Below are 20,483 nucleotides of genomic sequence, written 5' to 3' on the forward strand. Positions count from 1 at the left end.
GACGGCCGTCCATCGCCCGCCGCCCGCCGCCCCGCTGTCCGTCAACCGCCGACGGTCCCGGGGCCCCACGGGAGCCCCGGGACCGTCGCGTCATGCCTGGCCCGCAGGGAGGTGCGCCCCCTGCCCGTCGCCGTACCGTGTCCGCAGTTCCGACAGCACCCCGCTGGCCGCCGCGACGAGCGGCACGGCCAGGAGCATGCCGAGGATGCCGGCGATGGAGGCGCCCGCAGTGAGGGCCAGCAGGATCGCCGCCGGGTGCATCTGCACGGTCCGGCTGTGGATCATCGGCTGGAGCACGTTCCCTTCGAGGATCTGCACCGCGAAGACGACGCCGACCGCCCACAGCGCCGTCACCAGACCACGGTCGGCGAACGCCACCAGGATCGCCACGGCGCCCGACAGGAACGAGCCCAGGTACGGGATGTACGCGCCGACGAACACCAGCGCGCCGAGGCCGATCGCGCCCGGTACCTGGAGTATCAGCAGACCGATGGCGATACAGGCACCGTCGATGAAGGCGATCAGCGTCGTCCCCCGCATATAGCCCTCGATGGCCCGGAACGCGCGCCGGGCCATCACCTCCAGGGTGTCACCGCTGCCGCGCGGCGCGAGCGAGTGCAGGGAGGCGACCGCCTTGTCGGAGTCCCGCAGGAAGAAGAACATCAGCAGCATCGCCAGGATCGCCATCGCGACGAACTCACTGACCGCGCTGACCCCGGTGAGCACGCCGGAGGCCGCGGTGCCGCCGAACTTCGACATCAACTCCTTCGCGTTCTTCGCGAGGTCGTCCAACGAGGTCCCCGCGAACCCGAACTCCTCGCTGAGCGACTTCGCCGCGTCCCTGAGCGAGGAGATGATCTGATCGCCGGTGTCGATCAGCGCGGCCACCACGATGTACGCGGCCCCGCCCATCACCACGATCACGGCCGCGCAGGTCAGCCCGGCGGCGAGGGACCGGTTGAACCGCATCGCCACCAGCCGCCGGTACAGCGGGCCCAGCAGCGCCGTGCCGAGCAGCGCGATCAGCACCGGGGTGACCGCCGTCTGGAACGTCACACAGATCCACACGCCCACATAGACGACACCCGTCACCAGCAGCGTCAGCGCGCTCCACACGGCTATGTGCCGCGCGGGCCCCGGCAAGAACCCCCGGGGCGCGACCGGTTCCAGCGGCGCCACCGCCCGCGGCGCCTCCGCGTATCCACCGGTGGTCCGTATCGTCGTCCGCGTCCGGTGCACCCGCCTCCGCGCGGGCCCACCGCCACCGCCCCGCCGCCCCCCGCGGATCCCGCGAGAGTCTCCCGTACGGCTGTTCATCCTCCGTCAACTCCACTCACTCAGAGGTCGCGCACACCCCTGAGGATCATGGGATGGCCGTGGCGCCATAGCGTAGACCGGGCCGACGAACAGCCAACGGGCCGGTCCACGCACGGCCATCGGGCCGGTCCGCGCACGGTGATCCGGTCGGGCCGGCGGGGGCGCGCTACCGCTGCGACGTGGTCTCCCGCACCCAGGGCAGCAGCAACCGCTCCGCCACCACCAGCACGGAGAACAGCGCCACGCTCATCACGCTCAGCAGCGCGACGGCCGCGAAGGCGAGGGCCGTGTCCGCGTTGGCGCCCGACTGCACGATGACGAAACCGAGCCCCTCGTCGCCCGCGCTGAACTCCCCGATCACCGCCCCCACGGCGGCCAGCGGCATCGCCACCTTCAGCCCGACGAAGATCTGCGGCAGCGCCCCGGGGAACCGGAACCGCAGGAACGTCCGCGTCCGGGACGTCCGCAACGACCGGGCCAGCTCCGCGAGTTCGACCGGGGTCGAGGTCAGCCCCTCGGCGACCGACAGGACCACCGGGAAGAAGCAGACCAGCAGCGCCATGACCACCTTGGGCTGCGGGCCGAACCCCATCCACACCACAAGGAGCGGCGCCAGCGCCACCTTCGGTACGGCGTTGAACGCGACCAGCAGCGGGCCGAACATCAGCTCCACGGTCCGGGACGCGGCGATCGCCACCCCGATCACCAGCCCGGCGGCCACGGCCAGCGCGAACCCCGCGACGATCACATACAGCGTGGTCAGCGCCTCGCCGAGCAGATACCCGGGTACGCCGAGGAAGGCGTCCAGCACATCGGCGGGCGACGGCGCGATGATCTCCGGCGGATCGAACACCGCCACGGCGAGGGCCCAGCCCCCGACGGCGACCACCAGCCCGCACACCGGCCACCCCACCACCGCGACCCGCCCCCGCACCGCCTTCGCTCGAACCGTCTTGCCCCGCACCGCTTTCCCCGGGCCGGATGCCACCCGCTAGGACTTCGGCACCAGGTCGAACGACACCAGCTCCTCCGGCGTCAGCCCCGCCTTGACGGCCCCGGCGTCGACCAGCGCCTCGATCGCGCCGACCACCCGCGCACGGTCCATCGTGCCGATCGGCGCCCCGCTCTCCTTCGGCCGTACGGCCGCGCCGACCAGCTCGATCTCGGCGGCGGCCGTCTCCGCGCTCACCGTCGGGAACTTCTGGTGCATCAGCCGGGCGGCCTCGTCCGGGTGGTCGACGGCGTACGTCATGCCCTTGAACAGGGCGGTGGTGAAGCGCTCCACCAGCTCGGGATCGTCCTTCGCGATCTCGGTGGTGGTCGTGATGGCGGCGCCGTAGGACTCGGTGAGGTACTCGCCGAAGGGGAGGACGACGACCTCCTCGCCCTTGACCGCGTTCTGGATGTTGGGCCGGCCCACCCGGTACTGCCCGACCCCGTCCACCGACCCCGACGCGAGGTTGGCGCCCAGCTGCTGCGGCTCCAGGTTGACCCAGTCGACCTTGTCCGCGTCGAAGCCGGCGAGCTTCGCGTACGCGGGGAAGAGGGCGCCGATGACCGAACCGGCCGGGTCGCCGACCTTCTTGCCCTCCAGGTCGGAGGGCTTCTCGATCCCACTGTCGGCCAGTGCCATGATCGCGGCATCCGTGGTCTGGTGCACGGCCGCTACCGCCGTCACCCCCGATATCTTGCCGCCGCCGAGCTGGATGATCGTGCTGCTGAGGTCGATCGGGGCGAACTGGGCGCGACCTCCGGCGAGCGCGGCCAGCGAGACACCGCTGCCCTGGCCGGGCTGGATGTCGACGCTGATGTTCGCCTCCTCGAAGTAGCCCTTCTCCTGGGCCACATAGGCGTAGGCCTCCCGGCCGAAGGTGCCGAAGCCGGTGAGGTAGGTGACCTTGTCGGGCGCACCGCCCGACGCCGAACCGTCCTTGCCGCCGCTTCCCCCGGCGTCGTCGTCGGAGCCACAGGCCGAGCCGAGCGTGGCCGTCAGCACGACGGCCAGAAGGGCGGCGGATAACCGCGGGGTCCGTCTCATGTGCAGCAAGTGCAGCCGCTCCGCGAGGAGTTGTCGAGACCACGGGCGGGGTTGTCATGTAACAAACACCGCGACATCGGTTGATCACGGGAGCTGCCGCCCTATCCTCGGCCGCACCGGTCGAACCCCTCGGCCGTACCGGTCGATCCCCTCGGCCGTACCGGTCGATCCCCTCGGCCGTACACCTCGATCTCCTCGATGGAGCCGCCCGTGATCCGAGTGCGCGGAGTGTCCAAGAGGTACGACGGCCGCAGGGGCCCGGTGGAGGCCCTGCGGGACATCGAACTGGACGTCGGCGACGGCGAGTTCCTGGCCGTCCTGGGCCGCTCCGGCTGCGGCAAGTCCACCCTGCTCAGGGTGATCGCCGGACTGCTCCCGCCCTCGTCCGGCGAGGTGCGTGTCGCCGGCGAGCCCGTGCGCGAACCCCGCCGCGACGTCGCGATCCTCTTCCAGCGCCCGGCCCTGCTGCCCTGGCGGTCGGCCCTCGACAACGTCCTGCTGCCGATCGTCGTCCACGGCCGCCCCAAGCCCGAACACCGAGCGACAGCCCGCGAGTTGCTGCTCGAAGTCGGCCTGGACGCCCCCTTCCACACCCGCCTCCCGCACGAACTCTCCGGCGGAATGCAGCAACGCGTGGCCCTGTGCCGCTCCCTCATCCAGCGCCCGCGCGTGATGCTGATGGACGAGCCCTTCTCCGCGCTGGACGCCCTGACCCGCGAGGAACTCTGCGAGGTCCTGCAACGCGTCCACATGGAGCACGGCGCCACGGTCGTCCTCGTCACCCACTCCATCGAGGAGGCGGTCCTGCTCGCCGACCGCGTCGCCGTCCTCACCCCCCGCCCCGGCCGCGTCCACACCGTCCTCGACGTCCCCGTGCCCCGCCCCCGCTCCCTGGGCCTCGACACCCACGCCACCGAACTGTCCCGCCACCGCGCCGAACTCCACGACCTGCTCCTCGCCGACCCGAGGGCCGACCCGAGGGCCGACCCGAAGGCTGACCCGAAGGCCGAGCCGAGGGCCGACGAGAGGACCGTCCCGAAGGCTGAACCGCAGGCCGACGAGCAGACCCTCCCGAAGGCCGAGCCGAGGGCCGACGAGAAGCCCGTCCCGCAAGCCGACGATCAGGCCGCCCTGAAACCTGCCAAGAAGAAGACGGGGGCGTGACCCCATGGACCTGCGGGTCTTCACCGAGCCCTACCACGGCGCGACCTACGACGACCTCCTGCGGGCCGCCCGGCACGCCGAGGCCTGCGGCTTCGAGGGCTTCTTCGTCGCCGATCACTATCACCCCATGCACTTCGGCGACGGCCTCCCCGGCCCCACCGACGCCTGGACGACCCTCGCCGGACTGGCTCGCGAGACCTCCACCCTCCGCCTCGGCACCCTCATGACCTCGGCCACCTTCCGGCACCCCGGCCCGCTCGCGGTGACCGTCGCCCAGGTCGACGCGATGAGCGGCGGCAGAGTCGAACTCGGCTTCGGCGCGGGCTGGTTCGGGCTGGACCACAGCGCGTACGGCATCCCGTTCCCGCCACCGGCCGAACGCTTCGCGCGCCTGGAGGAACAGCTCCACATCCTCACGGGCCTGTGGACCACCCCACCGGGCGAACCCTTCTCGTACGAGGGCCGCCACTACCGTCTGACCGACTCACCCGCCCTGCCGAAACCGGTCCAGCGGCCGAGGATCCCGCTGATCATCGGCGGCCGCGGCCCCCGCCGCACCCCGGCCCTGGCCGCCCGCCACGCCGACGAGTTCAACCTCCCCTTCACGGACCCGGAGCAGAGCGCCCGCCTCTACGCCGGCGCGAAGGCCGCCCGCGCCCGCTACCCGGACCGGCCGCCCCTGACCCTCTCCATCGCCCTGGGCATCGCGTGCGGCCACACCAAGTCCGAGATCACCACCCGCCTGACCGCCCTCCACGAGGAATCCCGCCTCCCCCCGGAGACCCCCCTCCACGGCACCCCCGCCCAGATAGCCGAACAACTGCACACCTACGCGGAGTTGGGCGTCACACGGCTCTACGTCCGCCTACGCGACCTGACGGACCTATCCCACCTGGACCTACTGACGACAGAGGTGGCCCCCCAACTCCGCTCCCCTTGACTACGCCCAGGCGGCACCTCGCAACCGCCGAGCAGCGGAACCTCACCCGCCCCACCCCGCTCCACCCCACCACCGGCACCTACTCAACAACCGGCAAAGACACCCCGTCCCGCAGAAACACCGGAATCCGCTCCAGAGGCGCGTCCACGGTCACGGACGCACCCCCCTCATACGTCTCCCCGGTCCACGCATCCGTCCACCGCGCCCCCGCCGGGAGATACGTGGTCCACCGACTGACCCCCGCCTCCAGCACCGGCGCCACCAACACATCCCGCCCGAACAGATACGCGTCATCGACGGACCAGGCCCGCTCGTCTCTGGGGAACTCCAGGAACAGCGGCCGCATCACCGGCAACCCCTCCTCGTGCGCCTCCCGCATCACCCGCAGCACATACGGCTTCAACCGCTCCCGCAGCCGCAGATACGCCTCCAGGATCGCCCCGGCCTCCTCCCCGTACGACCACACCTCGTTGGGCCCCCCGGTCATGTCCGGCCCCAACGGCATCCCGGGATCCCGGAACCCGTGCAGCCGCATCAGCGGCGAGAACGCCCCGAACTGGAACCACCGCACCATCACCTCGCGGTACGCCGGATCGGACGGGTCACCCCCGTGGAAGCCGCCGATGTCCGTGTTCCACCAGGGAATGCCGGACAACGCCGTGTTGAGCCCCGCCGCGATCTGCCGCCGCAGGGTCGGGAAGTCCGTACCGATGTCACCGGACCACAGCGCGGCCCCCCACCGCTGACTGCCCGCCCACGCCGAACGGTTGAGGGAGACGATCTCCTCCCGCCCGGCCGCCCGCAGTCCCTCGTAGAAGGTCCGCGCGCTCTCGGCCGGATAGATGTTGCCGACCTCCAGACCCGGCCCCGCCCAGTAACGCAGGTTCTCCTGAAAGCCCGGCTTGAGCTCCGGCTCACAGGCGTCCAGCCAGAACGCGTCGATGCCGTACGCCTCCAGATAGTTCTCCTGCACCCGCGACCACACGAACTCCCGCGCCTCCGGGTTCGTCGCGTCGTAGAAGGCCACCTGGACCGTCGAGGCGACCCCCTTGTCCGGCCAGTCGGCGTGCGCCATCGGGCCGTACTGCGTGCCGATGAAGTACCCGCGCTGCTCCATCACCGGATGGTTCTCGCTCAGCGGCGACACCGACGGCCACACGGACACCACCAGCTTGATGCCCAGTTCCGCCAGCTCCCGGACCATGGCGGCAGGGTCGGGCCACTCGTCGAGATCGAACTTCCACTCACCGAGATGCGTCCAGTGGAAGAAGTCGCACACGATGACGTCGATGGGCAGACCCCGCCGCTTGTACTCCCTTGCGACCGCGAGGAGTTCGTCCTGCGTGCGGTAGCGCAGCTTGCACTGCCAGAACCCGGCCGCCCACTCCGGCAGCATCGGCGTACGGCCCGTCGCCGCGCTGTAGCGGCGCTGCGCGGTGGCCGGGTCGCCCGCGGTGATCCAGTAGTCGATCTGCCGGGCCGAGTCCGCGACCCACCGGGTGCCGTTGCCGGCCAGCTCGACGCGGCCGATCGCCGGGTTGTTCCACAGCAGGGTGTAGCCACGGCTGGAGGTGAGCACGGGGATGCCGACCTCCGCGTTGCGCTGCACCAGGTCGAGCACCAGGCCCTTCTGGTCGAACCGCCCGTGCTGGTGCTGCCCGAGGCCGTACAGCTTCTCGTCGTCGTATGCGGCGAACCGCTGCTCCAGCCGGTGGTAGCCGTTGCCGACGGCGGTGTAGAGGCGCGAGCCCGGCCACCAGAAGTGGGCACGGGCCTCCGCCAGCAGCTCGCTCCCGTCGGCCGTACGGCTGTACCGGATCAGGCCCTCGGCGTTCACGTCGACGGTGAGCGCGCCGACGGTCAGGCGCCCCAGCCCGTCCTCGATCTTGACGCTGCTCTCCGTGGACTCCGGCTCGTCGAGCAGGGCGCCCGGCAGCCCGTCGAGGACCGGTCCGCCCAGGCGGGCGCGGACCCGGACCGCGTCCGGGCCCCAGGGCTCGATCCGCAGGGTCTCCTGGCGTCCGCTCCACTCCAGGGCACCGTCCCGCTCACGGAACGCGCCGACGGTGGGGGAGGACTGGGCGAGGCTGACCGCACCCGTCGGGGTCCGGTTCTCGGCAGGCTGATTCACGAGAGTCTCCTGGAAGGGAGGAGCGAAGGAAGGCAGGCGGAGAGGTCGGGGTGAAGGGGGAGGGGGAGGGGGAGGGTGGGGGACATCGCCGTACGGTGGCTCCCGGACGGCGGTGGGTGGTGTGCGACACGGCGGCCGGTGGGCGACCGCTCGTGTACGGCGTCGGCTCAGCCGGTGACGGACACGGGACCCGTGCTCGCGCGGACCGTCAACTCGGGGGCGAGGAGCACCACTTCGTCGGTGTCCCGGTCCTCCAGCTTGGCGATCAGCTGCTCCACGGCCCGGCGCCCCATCTCCTGGGCGGGGATGGCCACGGACGTCAGCCGCACCGAGGCCTGCACGGCGACCTGGTCCGGGCAGACCGCGATCACCGAGACATCCTCCGGCACCGCGCGCCCCTGCTGCCGCAGCAGCGCGAGCAGCGGTTCCACCGCGGACTCGTTCTGCACCACGACGCCGGTGGTGCCGGGCCGTTCGTCGAAGATCCGGGCCAGGGTCGCGGCCATCGCGTCATAGCCGCCCTCGCAGGGGCGGTGCAGCACCCGCAGGCCCAACTCCCTTGCCCGGGACCGGAGTCCGTCGAGGGTGCGCTCGGCGAAACCGGTGTGCCGTTCGTACACCGCGGGTGCCTCGCCGATGACGGCGATGTCGCGGTGGCCGAGCATCGCCAGATGCTCGACGCACAGTGCGCCCGTCGCCGCGAAGTCGAGGTCGACGCAGGTCAGACCGCTGGTGTCGGCCGGCAGCCCGATCAGCACCGACGGCTGGTCGGTGCCGCGCAGCAGCGGCAGCCGCTCGTCGTCCAGCTCCACGTCCATCAGGATCATCGCGTCGGCGAGCCCGCTGCCGGTGACCCGGCGCACCGCGTCGGGGCCCTCCTCGCCGGTGAGCAGCAGCACGTCGTAGCCGTACGTCCGGGCCGTGGTGGCGACCGCGATGGCGATCTCCATCATCACCGGGACGTACATGTCGGTGCGCAGCGGGACCATCAGGGCGACGATGTTCGACCTGCTGCTCGCCAGGGCGCGGGCCCCCGCGTTCGGGTGGTAGCCGAGCTCCTGGATGCTCCGCTCGACCCGCTGCCGGGTGCCGGCGGAGATGGACCGCTTGCCGCTGAGGACATAGCTCACCGTGCTCGCCGAGACTCCGGCGTGCGAGGCGACCTCGGCGAGGGTGACCATCCAGCTCTCCAAGCGTGTTTAAGCGCTTCGACAGCGCGCTGTCTCTGAACAAAGGCGAGTGAGGGTGGCTCGACAGTAGCTCGGCGGTGGGTGGGTGTCCATAGGTTGTCGAAGCGCTTCGATAATTCGCCGGGCACCCGAGGCGGAGAGGGTGGGGGAAGTTTCAGCTTAGAGCCGGACGGCAACCTTCGTGCCCCCGGCGGCGACCAGCATCCGTAACCGCACCGCCCCCGGAAGGAACCCCCATGCGACACCGTCGCCCCCGTCTGACCCGTGGCGCCAAGATCGGCGCGGCCGTCGTCACCGCGTTCGCGGTCGGGGCCTCCGTGACCGTGGCGATGGCGGGGGAGGAGGCCAAGAAGTGCACGGACTTCGACACGATCACGCTCGGTAAGTACTACGTGAACAACAACGTGTGGAACCGGGAGAAGGCCACCGGCACCCAGTGCGTCTGGGACAACTCCCGCTCGGGGTCCACCATCTCGTGGGGCACCAGCTACAGCCTGGCCAACAGCGGCACGGGCAAGGACTACGACGTGAAGTCCTACGCGAGCAGCGTCCTCGGCTGGCACTGGGGCTGGAAGACCGACAAGGCGTCGACCCAGCTGCCCATCAGGGTCGGCGACCGCAAGCCGGTCAGGACCGGCTGGGAGTTCTCGGTCAGCTCGAACCCCGGTGTCATGAACGTCGCCTACGACCTGTGGCTGCACTCCAAGAACACCGCCGACTGGCAGGACCAGCCCACCGACGAGGTCATGATCTGGCTCAACCGGCAGGGCGGCGCGGGCCCCCTCGGCACCAAATACGGCAGCGTCAGCCTCGGCGGCGCGATGTGGGACATCTACACCGGTGACATCGGCTGGAAGGTGTTCTCCTTCGTCCGCCGCACCAACACCACCAAGGCGAACCTGAACCTCGACGACTTCACCCAGGCACTCGTCCGCCGCAAGCTGCTGAGCAACGACAAGTACGTCTCCGGCATCGAGGCCGGCACCGAGGTCTTCAAGGGAACCGGGCGCCTGGACACGAAGGCGTACTCGGTGAACATCGGCTGAGCGCGGCAGGACTCGCAGGGGGTGCGGGCGGAGGGCGGAAGCGAGCCGACCGCGCACGCGAGGGGTGGCGGGGTCGGTCCGGATCGGGTACCAACGATCGAGTAGCACCCATCGGTAACCAATCAGGTACCCACCGGTACAAGATCCCGATTCGCGGCGAGGTGAGCCTCATGTCCGCCCCACCCCTCAAGAAGCCCGTTGTCACAGAACGTGAGGCCCGCCAGGTGGCGGAGGCCGCCCGGGAGCAGGCCTGGCGCAAGCCCAGCTTCGCCAAGGAACTGTTCCTGGGCCGGTTCCGCCTCGACCTCATCCACCCCCACCCCATGCCCACGGACGAGGCGGTCCGGCGCGGCGAGCAGTTCCTGAGCAAGCTCCGCGCCTTCTGCGAGACGAAAGTCGACGGCGCCCTGATCGAGCGCGAGGCCCGCATCCCCGACGAGGTGATCAACGGCCTCAAGGAACTCGGCGCCCTCGGCATGAAGATCGACCCCAAGTACGGCGGTCTCGGCCTCACCCAGGTGTACTACAACAAGGCGCTGGCCCTGGCCGGCTCGGCCAGCCCGGCCATCGGCGTCCTGCTCTCCGCGCATCAGTCGATCGGCGCACCGCAGCCGCTGAAACTGTTCGGCACCCCCGAGCAGAAGCAGAAGTTCCTCCCGCGCTGCGCCCGCACCGACATCAGCGCCTTCCTCCTCACCGAGCCCGACGTCGGCTCCGACCCCGCCCGACTGGCCACCTCGGCGGTCCCCGACGGCGACGACTACATCCTCGACGGCGTGAAGCTGTGGACGACGAACGGCGTGGTCGCCGACCTCCTGGTCGTCATGGCACGCGTGCCCAAGTCGGAAGGCCACAAGGGCGGCATCACGGCCTTCGTCGTGGAGTCCGACTCACCCGGCGTCACCGTCGAGAACCGCAACGCCTTCATGGGCCTGCGCGGCATCGAGAACGGCGTCACCCGCTTCCACCAGGTCCGTGTCCCCGCCGCGAACCGCATCGGCCCCGAGGGCGCGGGCCTGAAGATCGCCCTCACCACCCTCAACACCGGCCGTCTCTCCCTGCCCGCGTCCTGCGTGGCCGCCGGCAAGTGGTGTCTGAAGATCGCCCGTGAGTGGTCGGCGGCCCGTGAGCAGTGGGGCAAGCCGGTCGCCCACCACGAGGCGGTCGGCCAGAAGATCTCCTTCATCGCCGCGACCACCTTCGCCCTGGAAGCGGTCCTGGACCTCTCCTCCCAGATGGCCGACGAGGACCGCAACGACATCCGCATCGAGGGTGCCCTCGCGAAACTCTTCGCCTCCGAGATGGGCTGGAAGATCGCGGACGAACTGGTCCAGATCCGCGGCGGCCGGGGCTTCGAGACGGCCGACTCGCTCCGGGCGCGCGGCGAACGGGCCGTCCCCGCCGAGCAGATGCTGCGCGACCTGCGCATCAACCGGATCTTCGAGGGCTCCACGGAGATCATGCACCTGCTGATCGCCCGTGAGGCCGTCGACGCCCACCTCACCGTCGCCGGCGACCTCATCGACCCGGAGAAGTCCCTCTCCGACAAGGCGAAGGCGGGCGCGAACGCGGGCGTCTTCTACGCCAAGTGGCTGCCCAAACTGGTCGCCGGACCGGGCCAACTCCCGCGCACCTACGGCGACTTCCACCCGGCGGGCCACCCGGATCTCGCCACCCACCTGCGCTACGTCGAACGCAACGCCCGCAAGCTGGCCCGCTCCACCTTCTACGCCATGTCGCGCTGGCAGGGCCGCATGGAGACCAAGCAGGGCTTCCTGGGCCGGATCGTCGACATCGGCGCCGAACTCTTCGCGATGAGCGCGGCCGTCGTCCGCGCCGAACTGCTCCGCACCACCACCGACCACGGCCGCGAGGCCTACAAACTGGCCGACACCTTCTGCCGCCAGTCCCGCATCCGCGTCGAGGAACTCTTCGGCCGCCTGTGGTCCAACACGGACGACATCGACCACAAGGTCGTCAAGGGCGTCCTCGGCGGCGCCTACGAGTGGCTGGAGGAGGGCGTCATCGACCCCTCGGGCGAGGGCCCGTGGATCGCGGACGCGACCCCGGGCGCGAGCGACAAGGAGAACGTCCACCGCCGCATCCGCTGACGTGCCGCCTCCCCGCGCCCCCGGTTTTTCAGGGGCGCGGGGAACTGCGCGACCAGCCACAGCGGACCCGCGGTCGAAAGCGGCGCCCGTGCAGCGTCAGCAGTACTTGTCGCTGGCGTCCCGAGTCGTCCAAGAACAGGAATCCACCTTCGACCCGTTCGCCTTCGTCAGCTTCGCCGTGTCACTGGTGTTGTTCCAGACGTACGCCTTGCGGTTCTGGTACTTGGTCGCACTCGTGTCGGTCCCCGACCCCGTACGCACCTTGATGTACTTCTTCGCCCCGATCTTGACGTTCGGGAACGTGTACTTGTGGTTGTCGAGGTCCTTCAGCACCCACCCCTTCAGCGAGATCGCCGACGACCCCGTGTTCTTGATCTGCACCCACTCCCCGTTGTACTGCGCGTTCGTCCGCGTGTCCTTGCCCGGACTGTCGAAGTACACGCGGTAGATGATCACCCCGCCCGCGGCCTCGGCCGGGCTGCTGAGCAGCGTGCCGGTGAGGGCGACGGCTCCGGCGAGCGCGGGCAGGGCAGCGCGTATGCGCTTGTGCATGGATCCCCCCAGGGTCCTCGTACGCGATCAGTTGATCCGACAATCGGATCAACAAGGGAAAAGTCATATCACCCCTCCTTCACGCGTACTTCACAAACGGAGAAACAGCCTCGTCAGCCACAGACGGCACGAAGCAGGACATCGGCGGGACATAGGGGGACGCGCGGTCCTGCCGCACACCGGATGCGGCCACAATGGAGGGATGAGCGACAGCCCAGCCCCTCTCGCCGATCCGCATCTCGTCTTCGATCCGGTCGACGGCGTACGGGACACCGTGATCCTCGGATCGACCGGCTCGATCGGCACCCAGGCCATCGACCTCGTCCTGCGCAACCCGGACCGCTTCCGCGTCACCGGGCTCTCCGCCGCCGGAGGGCGGGTGGACCTGCTGGCCGAACAGGCACACCGGCTGCGCGTGACGACCGTCGCCGTCGCCCGCGAGGATGTCGTACCGGCCCTGCGCGAGGCCCTGACCACGGCATACGGCGCCGGGGAGCGGCTCCCCGAGATCCTCGCCGGACCGGACGCCGCCACCCACCTCGCCGCCTCCGACGGCCACACCGTGCTGAACGGCATCACCGGCTCCATCGGCCTCGCCCCGACCCTCGCCGCCCTGGAGGCGGGCCGCACCCTCGCGCTCGCCAACAAGGAGTCGCTCATCGTCGGCGGCCCGCTGGTGAAGGCGCTGGCCAAGCCCGGTCAGATCATCCCGGTCGACTCCGAGCACGCCGCCCTCTTCCAGGCCCTCGCCTCCGGCACCCGGGCCGACGTACGCAAACTCGTCGTCACCGCCTCCGGGGGGCCGTTCCGCGGCCGTACGAAGGCGGAACTGGCCGATGTGACGCCCGCCGACGCCCTCGCGCACCCCACCTGGGCCATGGGCCCGGTCATCACCGTGAACTCCGCGACCCTGGTCAACAAGGGCCTGGAAGTCATCGAGGCGCACCTCCTCTACGACATTCCCTTCGACCGCATTGAGGTCGTCGTGCACCCCCAGTCGTATGTCCACTCGATGGTTGAGTTCACGGACGGATCGACGATGGCCCAGGCGACGCCCCCCGACATGCGCGGGCCCATCGCCATCGGCCTCGGCTGGCCGCAGCGCGTCCCCGACGCCGCGCCCGCCTTCGACTGGACCAAGGCGTCCACCTGGGAGTTCTTCCCCCTCGACGACGACGCGTTCCCCTCGGTCGGGCTCGCCCGGCACGTGGGACAGCTCGCGGGCACCGCCCCGGCGGTGTTCAATGCGGCCAACGAGGAGTGCGTCGATGCGTTCCTGTACGGCGGTCTCCCGTTCAACGCGATCATGGAGACCGTCACCCGGGTCGTCGAGGAGCACGGCACCCCCGGAACGGGAACTTCCCTGACCGTGGCGGACGTACTCGAAGCGGAGACCTGGGCGCGCGCCAGAGCCCGCGAGCTGACCACCTCGACCACATCCACCATCACCACCGGCAAACCCACCGAGCGGACGACCGCGGAGGCCCGTGCATGACGACCCTGATGTTCATCCTCGGCATAGTGGTCTTCGTGATCGGCCTCGCGTTCTCGATCGCGTGGCACGAGCTGGGCCACTTCTCCACCGCCAAACTCTTCGGCGTCCGCGTGCCCCAGTTCATGGTCGGCTTCGGTCCGACGATCTGGTCGAAGAAGAAGGGCGAGACCGAGTACGGCGTCAAGGCGATCCCGCTCGGCGGCTACATCCGCATGATCGGCATGATCCCGCCCGGCGAGGACGGCCGGATCGAGTCCCGCTCGACCTCCCCGTGGCGCGTGATGATCGAGGACGCCCGCGCGGCCTCCTTCGAGGAGCTCCAGCCCGGCGACGACAAGCGCCTCTTCTACACGCGCAAGCCGTGGAAGCGCGTCATCGTGATGTTCGCCGGCCCCTTCATGAACCTGATCCTGGCCGTCGTGATCTTCATCGGCGTGATGATGACCTTCGGCGCCCAGACCTCGACGACCACGGTCAGCAAGGTCTCGGACTGCGTCATCTCCGCCAGTGAGAACCGCTCGAAGTGCAAGGACAGCGACAAGGAGGCCCCCGCCAAGGCGGCCGGCCTGCAGCCCGGCGACAAGATCGTCGCCTTCGACGGCGCCCCCGTCGAGGACTGGTCCGCTCTGCAGACCGACATCCGCGACAACCCCGGCAAGCAGGTCACGCTCACCGTGGACCGCAAGGGCGAGAAGGTCGACCTGACCACCACCCTCATCAAGAACCAGGTCAGCCAGACCGACGGCCAGGGCGGCTACGTCAAGGACAAGTACGTGTACGCCGGCTGGCTCGGCTTCACCCCCGCCTCCGACATCCTCCCGCTCTCCTTCGGCGAGTCCGTGGACCGCATGGGCGACATGATGGAGAACGGCGTCGAGTCCCTGCTCTCGCTGCCCGCCAAGATCCCCGCCCTGTGGGACGCCACCTTCGGCGACGGTGAACGCGAGGCCGACTCACCCATGGGTGTGGTCGGCGCGGCCCGTGTCGGCGGCGAGATCTTCACCATGGACATCCCCGCCACCCAGCAGCTCGCCAGCTTCCTCATCCTGCTGGCCGGCTTCAACCTCTCGCTGTTCCTGTTCAACATGCTCCCGCTGCTCCCGCTCGACGGCGGCCACATCGCGGGCGCCCTGTGGGAGTCGCTGCGCCGCAACGCGGCGAAGCTGCTGCGCAGGCCCGACCCCGGCCCGTTCGACGTGGCGAAGCTGATGCCCGTCGCGTACGTAGTGGCCGGCATCTTCGTCTGCTTCACGCTCCTGGTGCTGATCGCGGACCTCGTGAACCCGGTACGCATCTCCTAGGGCCTGTCGTCACATTCCCGTCGTCGTCCGAAGGACGGCCCCGCGGCGTCCGGTGCGGCGGTGGGGGCCCCTCCCGCTCGAGCGAAGGTGAAGTGTCATTGTGGGGTAACCGTTACCTGATCTAGGAACGCGCACGTCACGGCACCTACGGATTTCGTCGTCGGGCCTTGATCACACGAAACCCCCGCCAGGCATGATCCTGGCGGGGGTTCGTCGTCTCAGCCGACTCGTGATCACGCCTCGGGCGGCCGGTCGTACTTCGCCAGCGTGGCCTTGCCGGTGTCCGCGTCCATGAGCCGCAGCTCCCACGGGCCGGTGTTGACGTCGAAGTCCTTGCCGAACCCGACCCACTTCCCGGCCATCCGGCGGCCGGTCGGCTCGGCCAGCATCTGGAGGGCGCCGAAGTACCGCGCTCCTCGGTAGTAGCCCTCGGTCGCGGTCTGCTCGGTCCATGTACCGGTGACTGTGGCGCCGTCGATCTGGAGATCCAGGGTCAGCGGCGAGTCCGGGTTGGCCGACGCGTTGGGCAGGCTGCGCGCGGTGAGCCGGTTGCCGTGCTGGAGCAGGACCACGTAGTGCAGCCCCACGAACACGGCGTTGTCCCGGCCGGACGAGACGAACTCGTACCGGGACAACCACACGCCGGAGTAGTTCCCGCGCGGCGCCGTCTGGGGCACGGGGGCGCCGTTGGCCACGGGGACGCCGGTGGGGCTGTCCACGAGATCGTGACCGCCGTGGCCGTCGTCGGCGACGCGTGCCTGTACCGGGGCAGCGAAGCCCAGGGAGTCGATCGGCAGGCCGGTGACGACCTCCAGGGCTCGGGCGTAGACCGGCCGGGGTGCGGCTGTCTCGCCGGACTCCCACCGTTGTACGAGGCGCTTGGAGGCGTCGTTGGGCTGGCCCGTGCGAGTCCCGGCCTCGCGGACCGCGCGGGCGAATTCGTCCTGTGACATGAGCAGCCCCATACGGACCGCCCGGAGTGTGCTGTTCGGGGTTGCCATGCGATCAACGGTACGCGCTATGACGTCGGAATGTCGCCCCTAATAGCGCCCGAATGACGCCTCCAACGTCGTCACGCAGGGCGACATTTCGGCGTCATTGTGTAACTCATGAGCGAGGGGATCACCGACGCGACGCCGGAGATCGGCGACGTGGTGTACGACGAGGCGACACACAAGATCGGCAAGCTGATGGGGCACGTCGGGCCGCACTGGCAGGTCCGGCCGGTCGGCGGCGGCCGGGAATGGGACGCGCGGGGGCCGATCCGGCCCGCGACCACAGCCGAGAGGCTGTCGGCAGGCGTGGCGCTGGCCAATGCCCGGAGCCGGGGCGAGGCGCCATGAGCGCCCCCGTGGACACGGACACCATGAGCCCGCACTGCGCGGTTGCCCAGCGGCCGGACTACCGGGACATGCACGGCGAGTGCCGCCAGACCGAGAATGTCCCGCTGCCGCACTCCACCGGGATCATGCTCGTGCACCGCTGCACGTGCTCCTGCCACAGGTACAACCGCCGCTGACCTGTGAATGTCCCCGGCGGATGACGGACCGTCACCGGCGCATCACCTGCGGGACAAACGATCGGTCGGTTGTCCTCGGCCGGGACAGACGGCCCGTGAACCTCGGTCTCCGGCCTCGGGGGTGTCACGGGATCCGGGGACACCGGCCACGAGGCCACACCCCGGCGGGGACAGCCGGAGGACATGACACGGCGCACCCGGGGATGCCCCATTCACCCGGGTGCGCCGCCGTGAGGAGTCAGGCCCCACCGACCCCTCGCCCATGGATCACCGTACGCCCGGCCGCCGGTGAGCAAGATCTGATTTGCTTTCAGCAAACTCGTCCATCAAGGTCATTTCGCCGCGATCCGGGCTCACGGATCTTGGCTGAGTGTTGCGTTTCGCAAAGCAAAACAGGGCCTCTGACGTGCAGCTTTACGGTTTGTAAATTCTCGTCGGGTCTCAGAAATAAGGGGTCGGGGGGCGCCGGTAGGGCGTCTGGGGTCGGCGGCGATCACGGTCCGTTGATCACCCTCCCCCCTCCTGCCCCGCAAACCTGCACGTCAGACCCATGATCGACGATCACTCAGGCCGTTTGCTGAGCAAAACACAGATGATCAAGAACCTTGACGCCTGACGATCACTCAGTGATCGCGCGACGATTGCGGTGAGCAAACACCTCAGCAAACGTGGACCGACGGCCGCCGTGAGCAGGTGGCCGGGAGTGCGTCAGCCACGCGGCGGCCGTCGGCGGTCTCGGGTCAGGCCGTGGTCGGCACGTCGAGCATCCGGAAGGCAGCGTCGTTCACCGAATCCGATCCTGTCCTGAACCAGAGGAACGCACCACGCTGACCAGTCGGACGACGGTTGCTGCCGAACAGATGCGGCACAAGCTCCATCTGCGTTCCGATGCGGTCGACGATCACGAAGTTGTTGAAGTCTCCGTAGATCATCACGAAGTTGTTGGCCGTCGCTGCCGCGTTGATCGAACCGTCCATGTTGGACAGCTCGTTCATGGGCCGACCGAGCAACTGCCGTGGCGAGACGCGGAGTTCGGGGAATTTCAACGAACCGTTCGCCGTCTCGAACTGGGTGAACGTGTTGATCGTCGCGAGGTGCGCGACCCACTGCGCGTTCGGCTGCCACCGGGCACCCAGCGCGTTCTGGAGGGTGTACGCGTCGGCCGCCACCATGGCCTCGGTGCCGCCGCTGTTGATCTCCGACGAGGTGCCCGTCAGGGCCGTGACGATCCCCGTGGGCTGACCGGACCCGGTGCCCGTGGTGTACGCCGTGGCCATGAGCTGATCGGCCGCGTCGACCAGGACCACCCGCAGCTCCCCCAGGAGATCCACAGCGTCCATCTGGATCTCGAAACTGAACGGCACGAAGGAATCACCCTTGTGCACGGGGATGTTCGGCTGCGCCAGCACCGGGCTGCCGTCGGCGACTTCCTGAGCCTCACCGATCCACTCCGCCGTGGCTCCGGCCGACGTGACGCCCTTCCACGAGTCCGTGGCCGTCTGCACCACACGGGAGATCCGCCGGAGCGGATTGGCCGACCCGTCGTTTGTGAGGATCACTGCGGGGTCCAGCGTCAGCGGCACCATGTGGCCCCCCGCATTGCCGGTGAGGGACATGGCCCGCATTTCGTCCTGGACGGCGTGCGCCCGGCGGAACGCGTCGCCCTCCTCGCGGGTCCAGAGCAGGTGGCCGCGCTCGGGGTCGGCAACGAGCTTGGCGAACGCCGTCTCGTACGCCGCGTCACCGGCGGCCGTGGCCCACCGGGACACGAGAGACCGGCTCACCGGGAGGCCGGTGGTGAGCAGCGTCTCGACACGTTCGGCGCCGTACGCGGGGAGCTGGCCGCGCTGCACGGCCGCGTCCACGGTGCGCATGGCGCGATCGTGGGCCGCTCCCCGGGACTGCCAGCCGGAGGCCGAGCCGAACGGGGTGCCGTTCTCGGTCGCGCCCCGGCTGGTGAGGGCGTTGAGGTCGGCCAGCACCCTCTCCGACGCGCGGTGATAGAAGACGCTGGCGCTGCCCGCCAGGTCGCCCGAGGCGCGGGCGTCGATCTCCCGCATGTCGCGCATGAGGGTGGCGGTGTCGGCCGCCGCTATGTGCTCGTCGATCTCCGGGACGGAGGCCGTGAAGGGGTCGAACGTAGGCATGACTGATCTCCGTTGGATCTGGCGTGAGTTGGTGTCTCGCCGCATCCCGGTGGAGATCGCGTTCGCCCCTGGCTCCCGCGTTCCGGCCGGAGGCCGCCGGTGGACTCGCCCCCTGGGTGTCGTCCGGCCGGTGCCTGGCTTCGAGATCCAGCATACGCACGGCCGTGCGGCCGTCTGCGGGCCGCAGACAGCCCCAGCCGGTGTTCCGGGACCCCCGAGGCCCCACGCCGACGCCCACGGGCCGTCTGGCCGCGCCACGAGGGCGATGGGCCGGACGGCTCCGGCGCGGGAAGGCCCTGAGCTGGGCCGACAGTACAAACCTCAGGACGTGAATCCACAGAATGGCCCCTTAGGCGAGATCGTTTGTCTCCCCGGGGCCCCGCGTCCACTCCCGCTGAGTTAGGGATTCCTGCACGTCAGACGGGGTGTGGGGCGGGCTGACACCCGACTGACGTCGGTGGCCGTGTCAGTGGCCGTGTCAGCCGGGCTGACACGGGCTCCGGCCTGTAGGTCTCGCGATCTGACATTCCTGTGGTGTCACCTGTCGCGGCGTCAGGGTCGCGCGCGCGTGCGCGCAAAGAGCCCGGCCGGACCTGTCTGTGCGGGCTGTGCGTGAACGCGACGCGGACCCACACCCCGTAGGGGTGCCCGTAGGGGTGCCTTGTGCGGCCGTGCGGCACAGTTCGGCACACGGCCGCACACCGCCGTCACAGGTAGTGGCCGGTGCCCGGCTCGAACCCGTGCGGGACGTCCGGCGGCAGCAGCGGTTCGTCGTCGTCCTCGTCGACCGCCCGCAGGAAGGTGATCCCGTCCCGAGACACGGCGAACGCGACCTCGCCGTCAAGGAACTGCCGCATGATCTCGGGGCCGTCGGGGTCGTTGAACACCCCGTTGAAGGTCGTCGCCACGTGCTGAGTGAAGCGCGTGATCATCTTTTCGAGGGCCGCGCGCTGTCGTGCGTCGCGGTCGGCCGGTGCGGTCATGGTGTGACTCCTGGGATTGGTGGGGCTGGCCGGCTGAGGGGTGCCGGTGATCACGAGGCGTCGCCGTCGGCGCGCAGGTAGGTCGTTTCTGACGGTTCGGAAGTCGGGCCGGAGAACGGATCGGCCTTGCGGCCAGCGAGGTTCCAACGCGCCTCATCGGGCGTGATGCCGAGCCCCGTGGGAGCGTCGTCGGGGTACCAGAAACCCGTTCCTGGCGAGCCGTCCAGATACGCCGTGATCGGAACGGATTGCCAGGTCTCGGTGTCGTGGGCCCACGCGATCACGCGGACCACTTCGAGTCGGCCGGTCCAGTCGGTGGCCAGGAACATCGGGTACATCTGCGGGATGACGATCTTGCCGTCCATGATCAGATTCCCTTCATGAGAGATCGTTGAGCTGTCCGTTGATCTTGGCCGGGGATGCTGTCCGGCGGACAGCGGACAGGAGCGGACAGGACAGGCGCCATATGGCGCCTGACGTGCGGTTTCGGCTGCCCGTTGTACGGCGGACAACTGTCCACGGGCCCCGCTGTCCGCTGTCCGGGGGGTA

Annotated in this window: 18 protein-coding genes; 8 read left to right on the top strand and 10 right to left on the bottom strand. The window is 69.7% G+C overall.

Annotated elements, in window-relative coordinates; genetic code table 11:
- Positions 1-90: 90 nt before the first annotated feature.
- The 3 genes from ACZ7MG_RS42230 to ACZ7MG_RS42240 all read right to left on the bottom strand — a co-directional run bounded on the left by ACZ7MG_RS42230 (position 91) and on the right by ACZ7MG_RS42240 (position 3,355).
- The gene (locus tag ACZ7MG_RS42230; protein ID WP_471395445.1) at positions 91-1,116 is read right to left on the bottom strand and encodes an AI-2E family transporter; all 1,026 of its coding nucleotides are present in this window, start codon (positions 1,114-1,116) and stop codon (positions 91-93) included.
- A gap of 367 nt (positions 1,117-1,483) precedes the next feature.
- Positions 1,484-2,281: an ABC transporter permease gene (locus tag ACZ7MG_RS42235; protein ID WP_471395390.1), complete on the bottom strand. Its 798-nt coding sequence runs from the start codon at positions 2,279-2,281 to the stop codon at positions 1,484-1,486.
- Between the two features lie 27 nt (positions 2,282-2,308).
- A complete protein-coding gene (locus tag ACZ7MG_RS42240; protein WP_471395389.1) occupies positions 2,309-3,355 on the bottom strand; it encodes an ABC transporter substrate-binding protein in 1,047 nt (348 codons plus the stop codon).
- Between the two features lie 210 nt (positions 3,356-3,565).
- On the opposite strand from ACZ7MG_RS42240, the gene ACZ7MG_RS42245 reads away from it, so the two are divergent.
- Both ACZ7MG_RS42245 and ACZ7MG_RS42250 read left to right on the top strand, forming a co-directional pair.
- A complete protein-coding gene (locus ACZ7MG_RS42245) occupies positions 3,566-4,519 on the top strand; it encodes an ABC transporter ATP-binding protein (RefSeq protein WP_471395388.1) in 954 nt (317 codons plus the stop codon).
- Positions 4,520-4,523: 4 nt separating this feature from the next.
- Positions 4,524-5,459: an LLM class F420-dependent oxidoreductase gene (locus ACZ7MG_RS42250; protein ID WP_471395387.1), complete on the top strand. Its 936-nt coding sequence runs from the start codon at positions 4,524-4,526 to the stop codon at positions 5,457-5,459.
- Between the two features lie 79 nt (positions 5,460-5,538).
- On the opposite strand, the gene ACZ7MG_RS42255 is transcribed toward ACZ7MG_RS42250, so the two are convergent.
- Positions 5,539-7,590, bottom strand: coding sequence for a glycoside hydrolase family 31 protein (locus ACZ7MG_RS42255; protein ID WP_471395386.1), 2,052 nt, complete (start codon positions 7,588-7,590; stop codon positions 5,539-5,541).
- Between the two features lie 167 nt (positions 7,591-7,757).
- Entirely contained in the window at positions 7,758-8,771 is a 1,014-nt protein-coding gene (locus tag ACZ7MG_RS42260) for a LacI family DNA-binding transcriptional regulator (RefSeq protein ID WP_471395385.1), read from the bottom strand.
- Positions 8,772-9,016: 245 nt separating this feature from the next.
- Here ACZ7MG_RS42260 and ACZ7MG_RS42265 point away from each other — a divergent pair, with 245 nt between their 5' ends.
- Positions 9,017-9,826, top strand: coding sequence for a GH12 family glycosyl hydrolase domain-containing protein (locus ACZ7MG_RS42265; RefSeq protein WP_471395384.1), 810 nt, complete (start codon positions 9,017-9,019; stop codon positions 9,824-9,826).
- 170 nt (positions 9,827-9,996) lie between these two features.
- Positions 9,997-11,937, top strand: coding sequence for an acyl-CoA dehydrogenase family protein (locus ACZ7MG_RS42270; RefSeq protein WP_471395383.1), 1,941 nt, complete (start codon positions 9,997-9,999; stop codon positions 11,935-11,937).
- Positions 11,938-12,033: 96 nt separating this feature from the next.
- Here the strand turns inward: ACZ7MG_RS42270 and ACZ7MG_RS42275 are convergent, their stop codons facing one another.
- Positions 12,034-12,489 carry a lamin tail domain-containing protein gene (locus ACZ7MG_RS42275; RefSeq protein ID WP_471395382.1) on the bottom strand — a complete coding sequence of 152 codons (456 nt, stop codon included), beginning with the start codon at positions 12,487-12,489 and terminating at the stop codon, positions 12,034-12,036.
- 202 nt (positions 12,490-12,691) lie between these two features.
- On the opposite strand from ACZ7MG_RS42275, the gene dxr reads away from it, so the two are divergent.
- Together dxr and ACZ7MG_RS42285 are read left to right on the top strand one after the other, a co-directional pair.
- Positions 12,692-13,984 carry a 1-deoxy-D-xylulose-5-phosphate reductoisomerase gene (gene dxr, locus ACZ7MG_RS42280; protein ID WP_471395381.1) on the top strand — a complete coding sequence of 431 codons (1,293 nt, stop codon included), beginning with the start codon at positions 12,692-12,694 and terminating at the stop codon, positions 13,982-13,984.
- Positions 13,981-15,285: a M50 family metallopeptidase gene (locus ACZ7MG_RS42285; RefSeq protein WP_471395380.1), complete on the top strand. Its 1,305-nt coding sequence runs from the start codon at positions 13,981-13,983 to the stop codon at positions 15,283-15,285. Before dxr ends, ACZ7MG_RS42285 begins: the two co-directional genes overlap by 4 nt.
- 233 nt (positions 15,286-15,518) lie before the next feature.
- Here the strand turns inward: ACZ7MG_RS42285 and ACZ7MG_RS42290 are convergent, their stop codons facing one another.
- The gene (locus ACZ7MG_RS42290; protein ID WP_471395379.1) at positions 15,519-16,286 is read right to left on the bottom strand and encodes a helix-turn-helix domain-containing protein; all 768 of its coding nucleotides are present in this window, start codon (positions 16,284-16,286) and stop codon (positions 15,519-15,521) included.
- Between the two features lie 108 nt (positions 16,287-16,394).
- On the opposite strand from ACZ7MG_RS42290, the gene ACZ7MG_RS42295 reads away from it, so the two are divergent.
- Both ACZ7MG_RS42295 and ACZ7MG_RS42300 read left to right on the top strand, forming a co-directional pair.
- Positions 16,395-16,628 (top strand): hypothetical protein, encoded by a 234-nt coding sequence (locus ACZ7MG_RS42295; protein ID WP_471395378.1) that lies wholly within the window; start codon positions 16,395-16,397, stop codon positions 16,626-16,628.
- Entirely contained in the window at positions 16,625-16,804 is a 180-nt protein-coding gene (locus tag ACZ7MG_RS42300) for a hypothetical protein (RefSeq protein WP_471395377.1), read from the top strand. The genes ACZ7MG_RS42295 and ACZ7MG_RS42300 overlap by 4 nt, the downstream gene beginning before the upstream one ends.
- Before the next feature lie 740 nt (positions 16,805-17,544).
- On the opposite strand, the gene ACZ7MG_RS42305 is transcribed toward ACZ7MG_RS42300, so the two are convergent.
- The 3 genes from ACZ7MG_RS42305 to ACZ7MG_RS42315 all read right to left on the bottom strand — a co-directional run bounded on the left by ACZ7MG_RS42305 (position 17,545) and on the right by ACZ7MG_RS42315 (position 20,299).
- On the bottom strand, positions 17,545-18,951 hold the full coding sequence (locus ACZ7MG_RS42305) for a phage major capsid protein (protein WP_471395376.1): 1,407 nt from the start codon (positions 18,949-18,951) through the stop codon (positions 17,545-17,547).
- A 707-nt stretch (positions 18,952-19,658) separates the two neighbouring features.
- Positions 19,659-19,934 (bottom strand): hypothetical protein, encoded by a 276-nt coding sequence (locus tag ACZ7MG_RS42310; protein ID WP_471395375.1) that lies wholly within the window; start codon positions 19,932-19,934, stop codon positions 19,659-19,661.
- Between the two features lie 50 nt (positions 19,935-19,984).
- Positions 19,985-20,299, bottom strand: coding sequence for a hypothetical protein (locus ACZ7MG_RS42315; protein WP_471395374.1), 315 nt, complete (start codon positions 20,297-20,299; stop codon positions 19,985-19,987).
- Positions 20,300-20,483 lie beyond the last annotated feature (184 nt).

The organism is Streptomyces sp. NPDC107538, assembly GCF_055657445.1.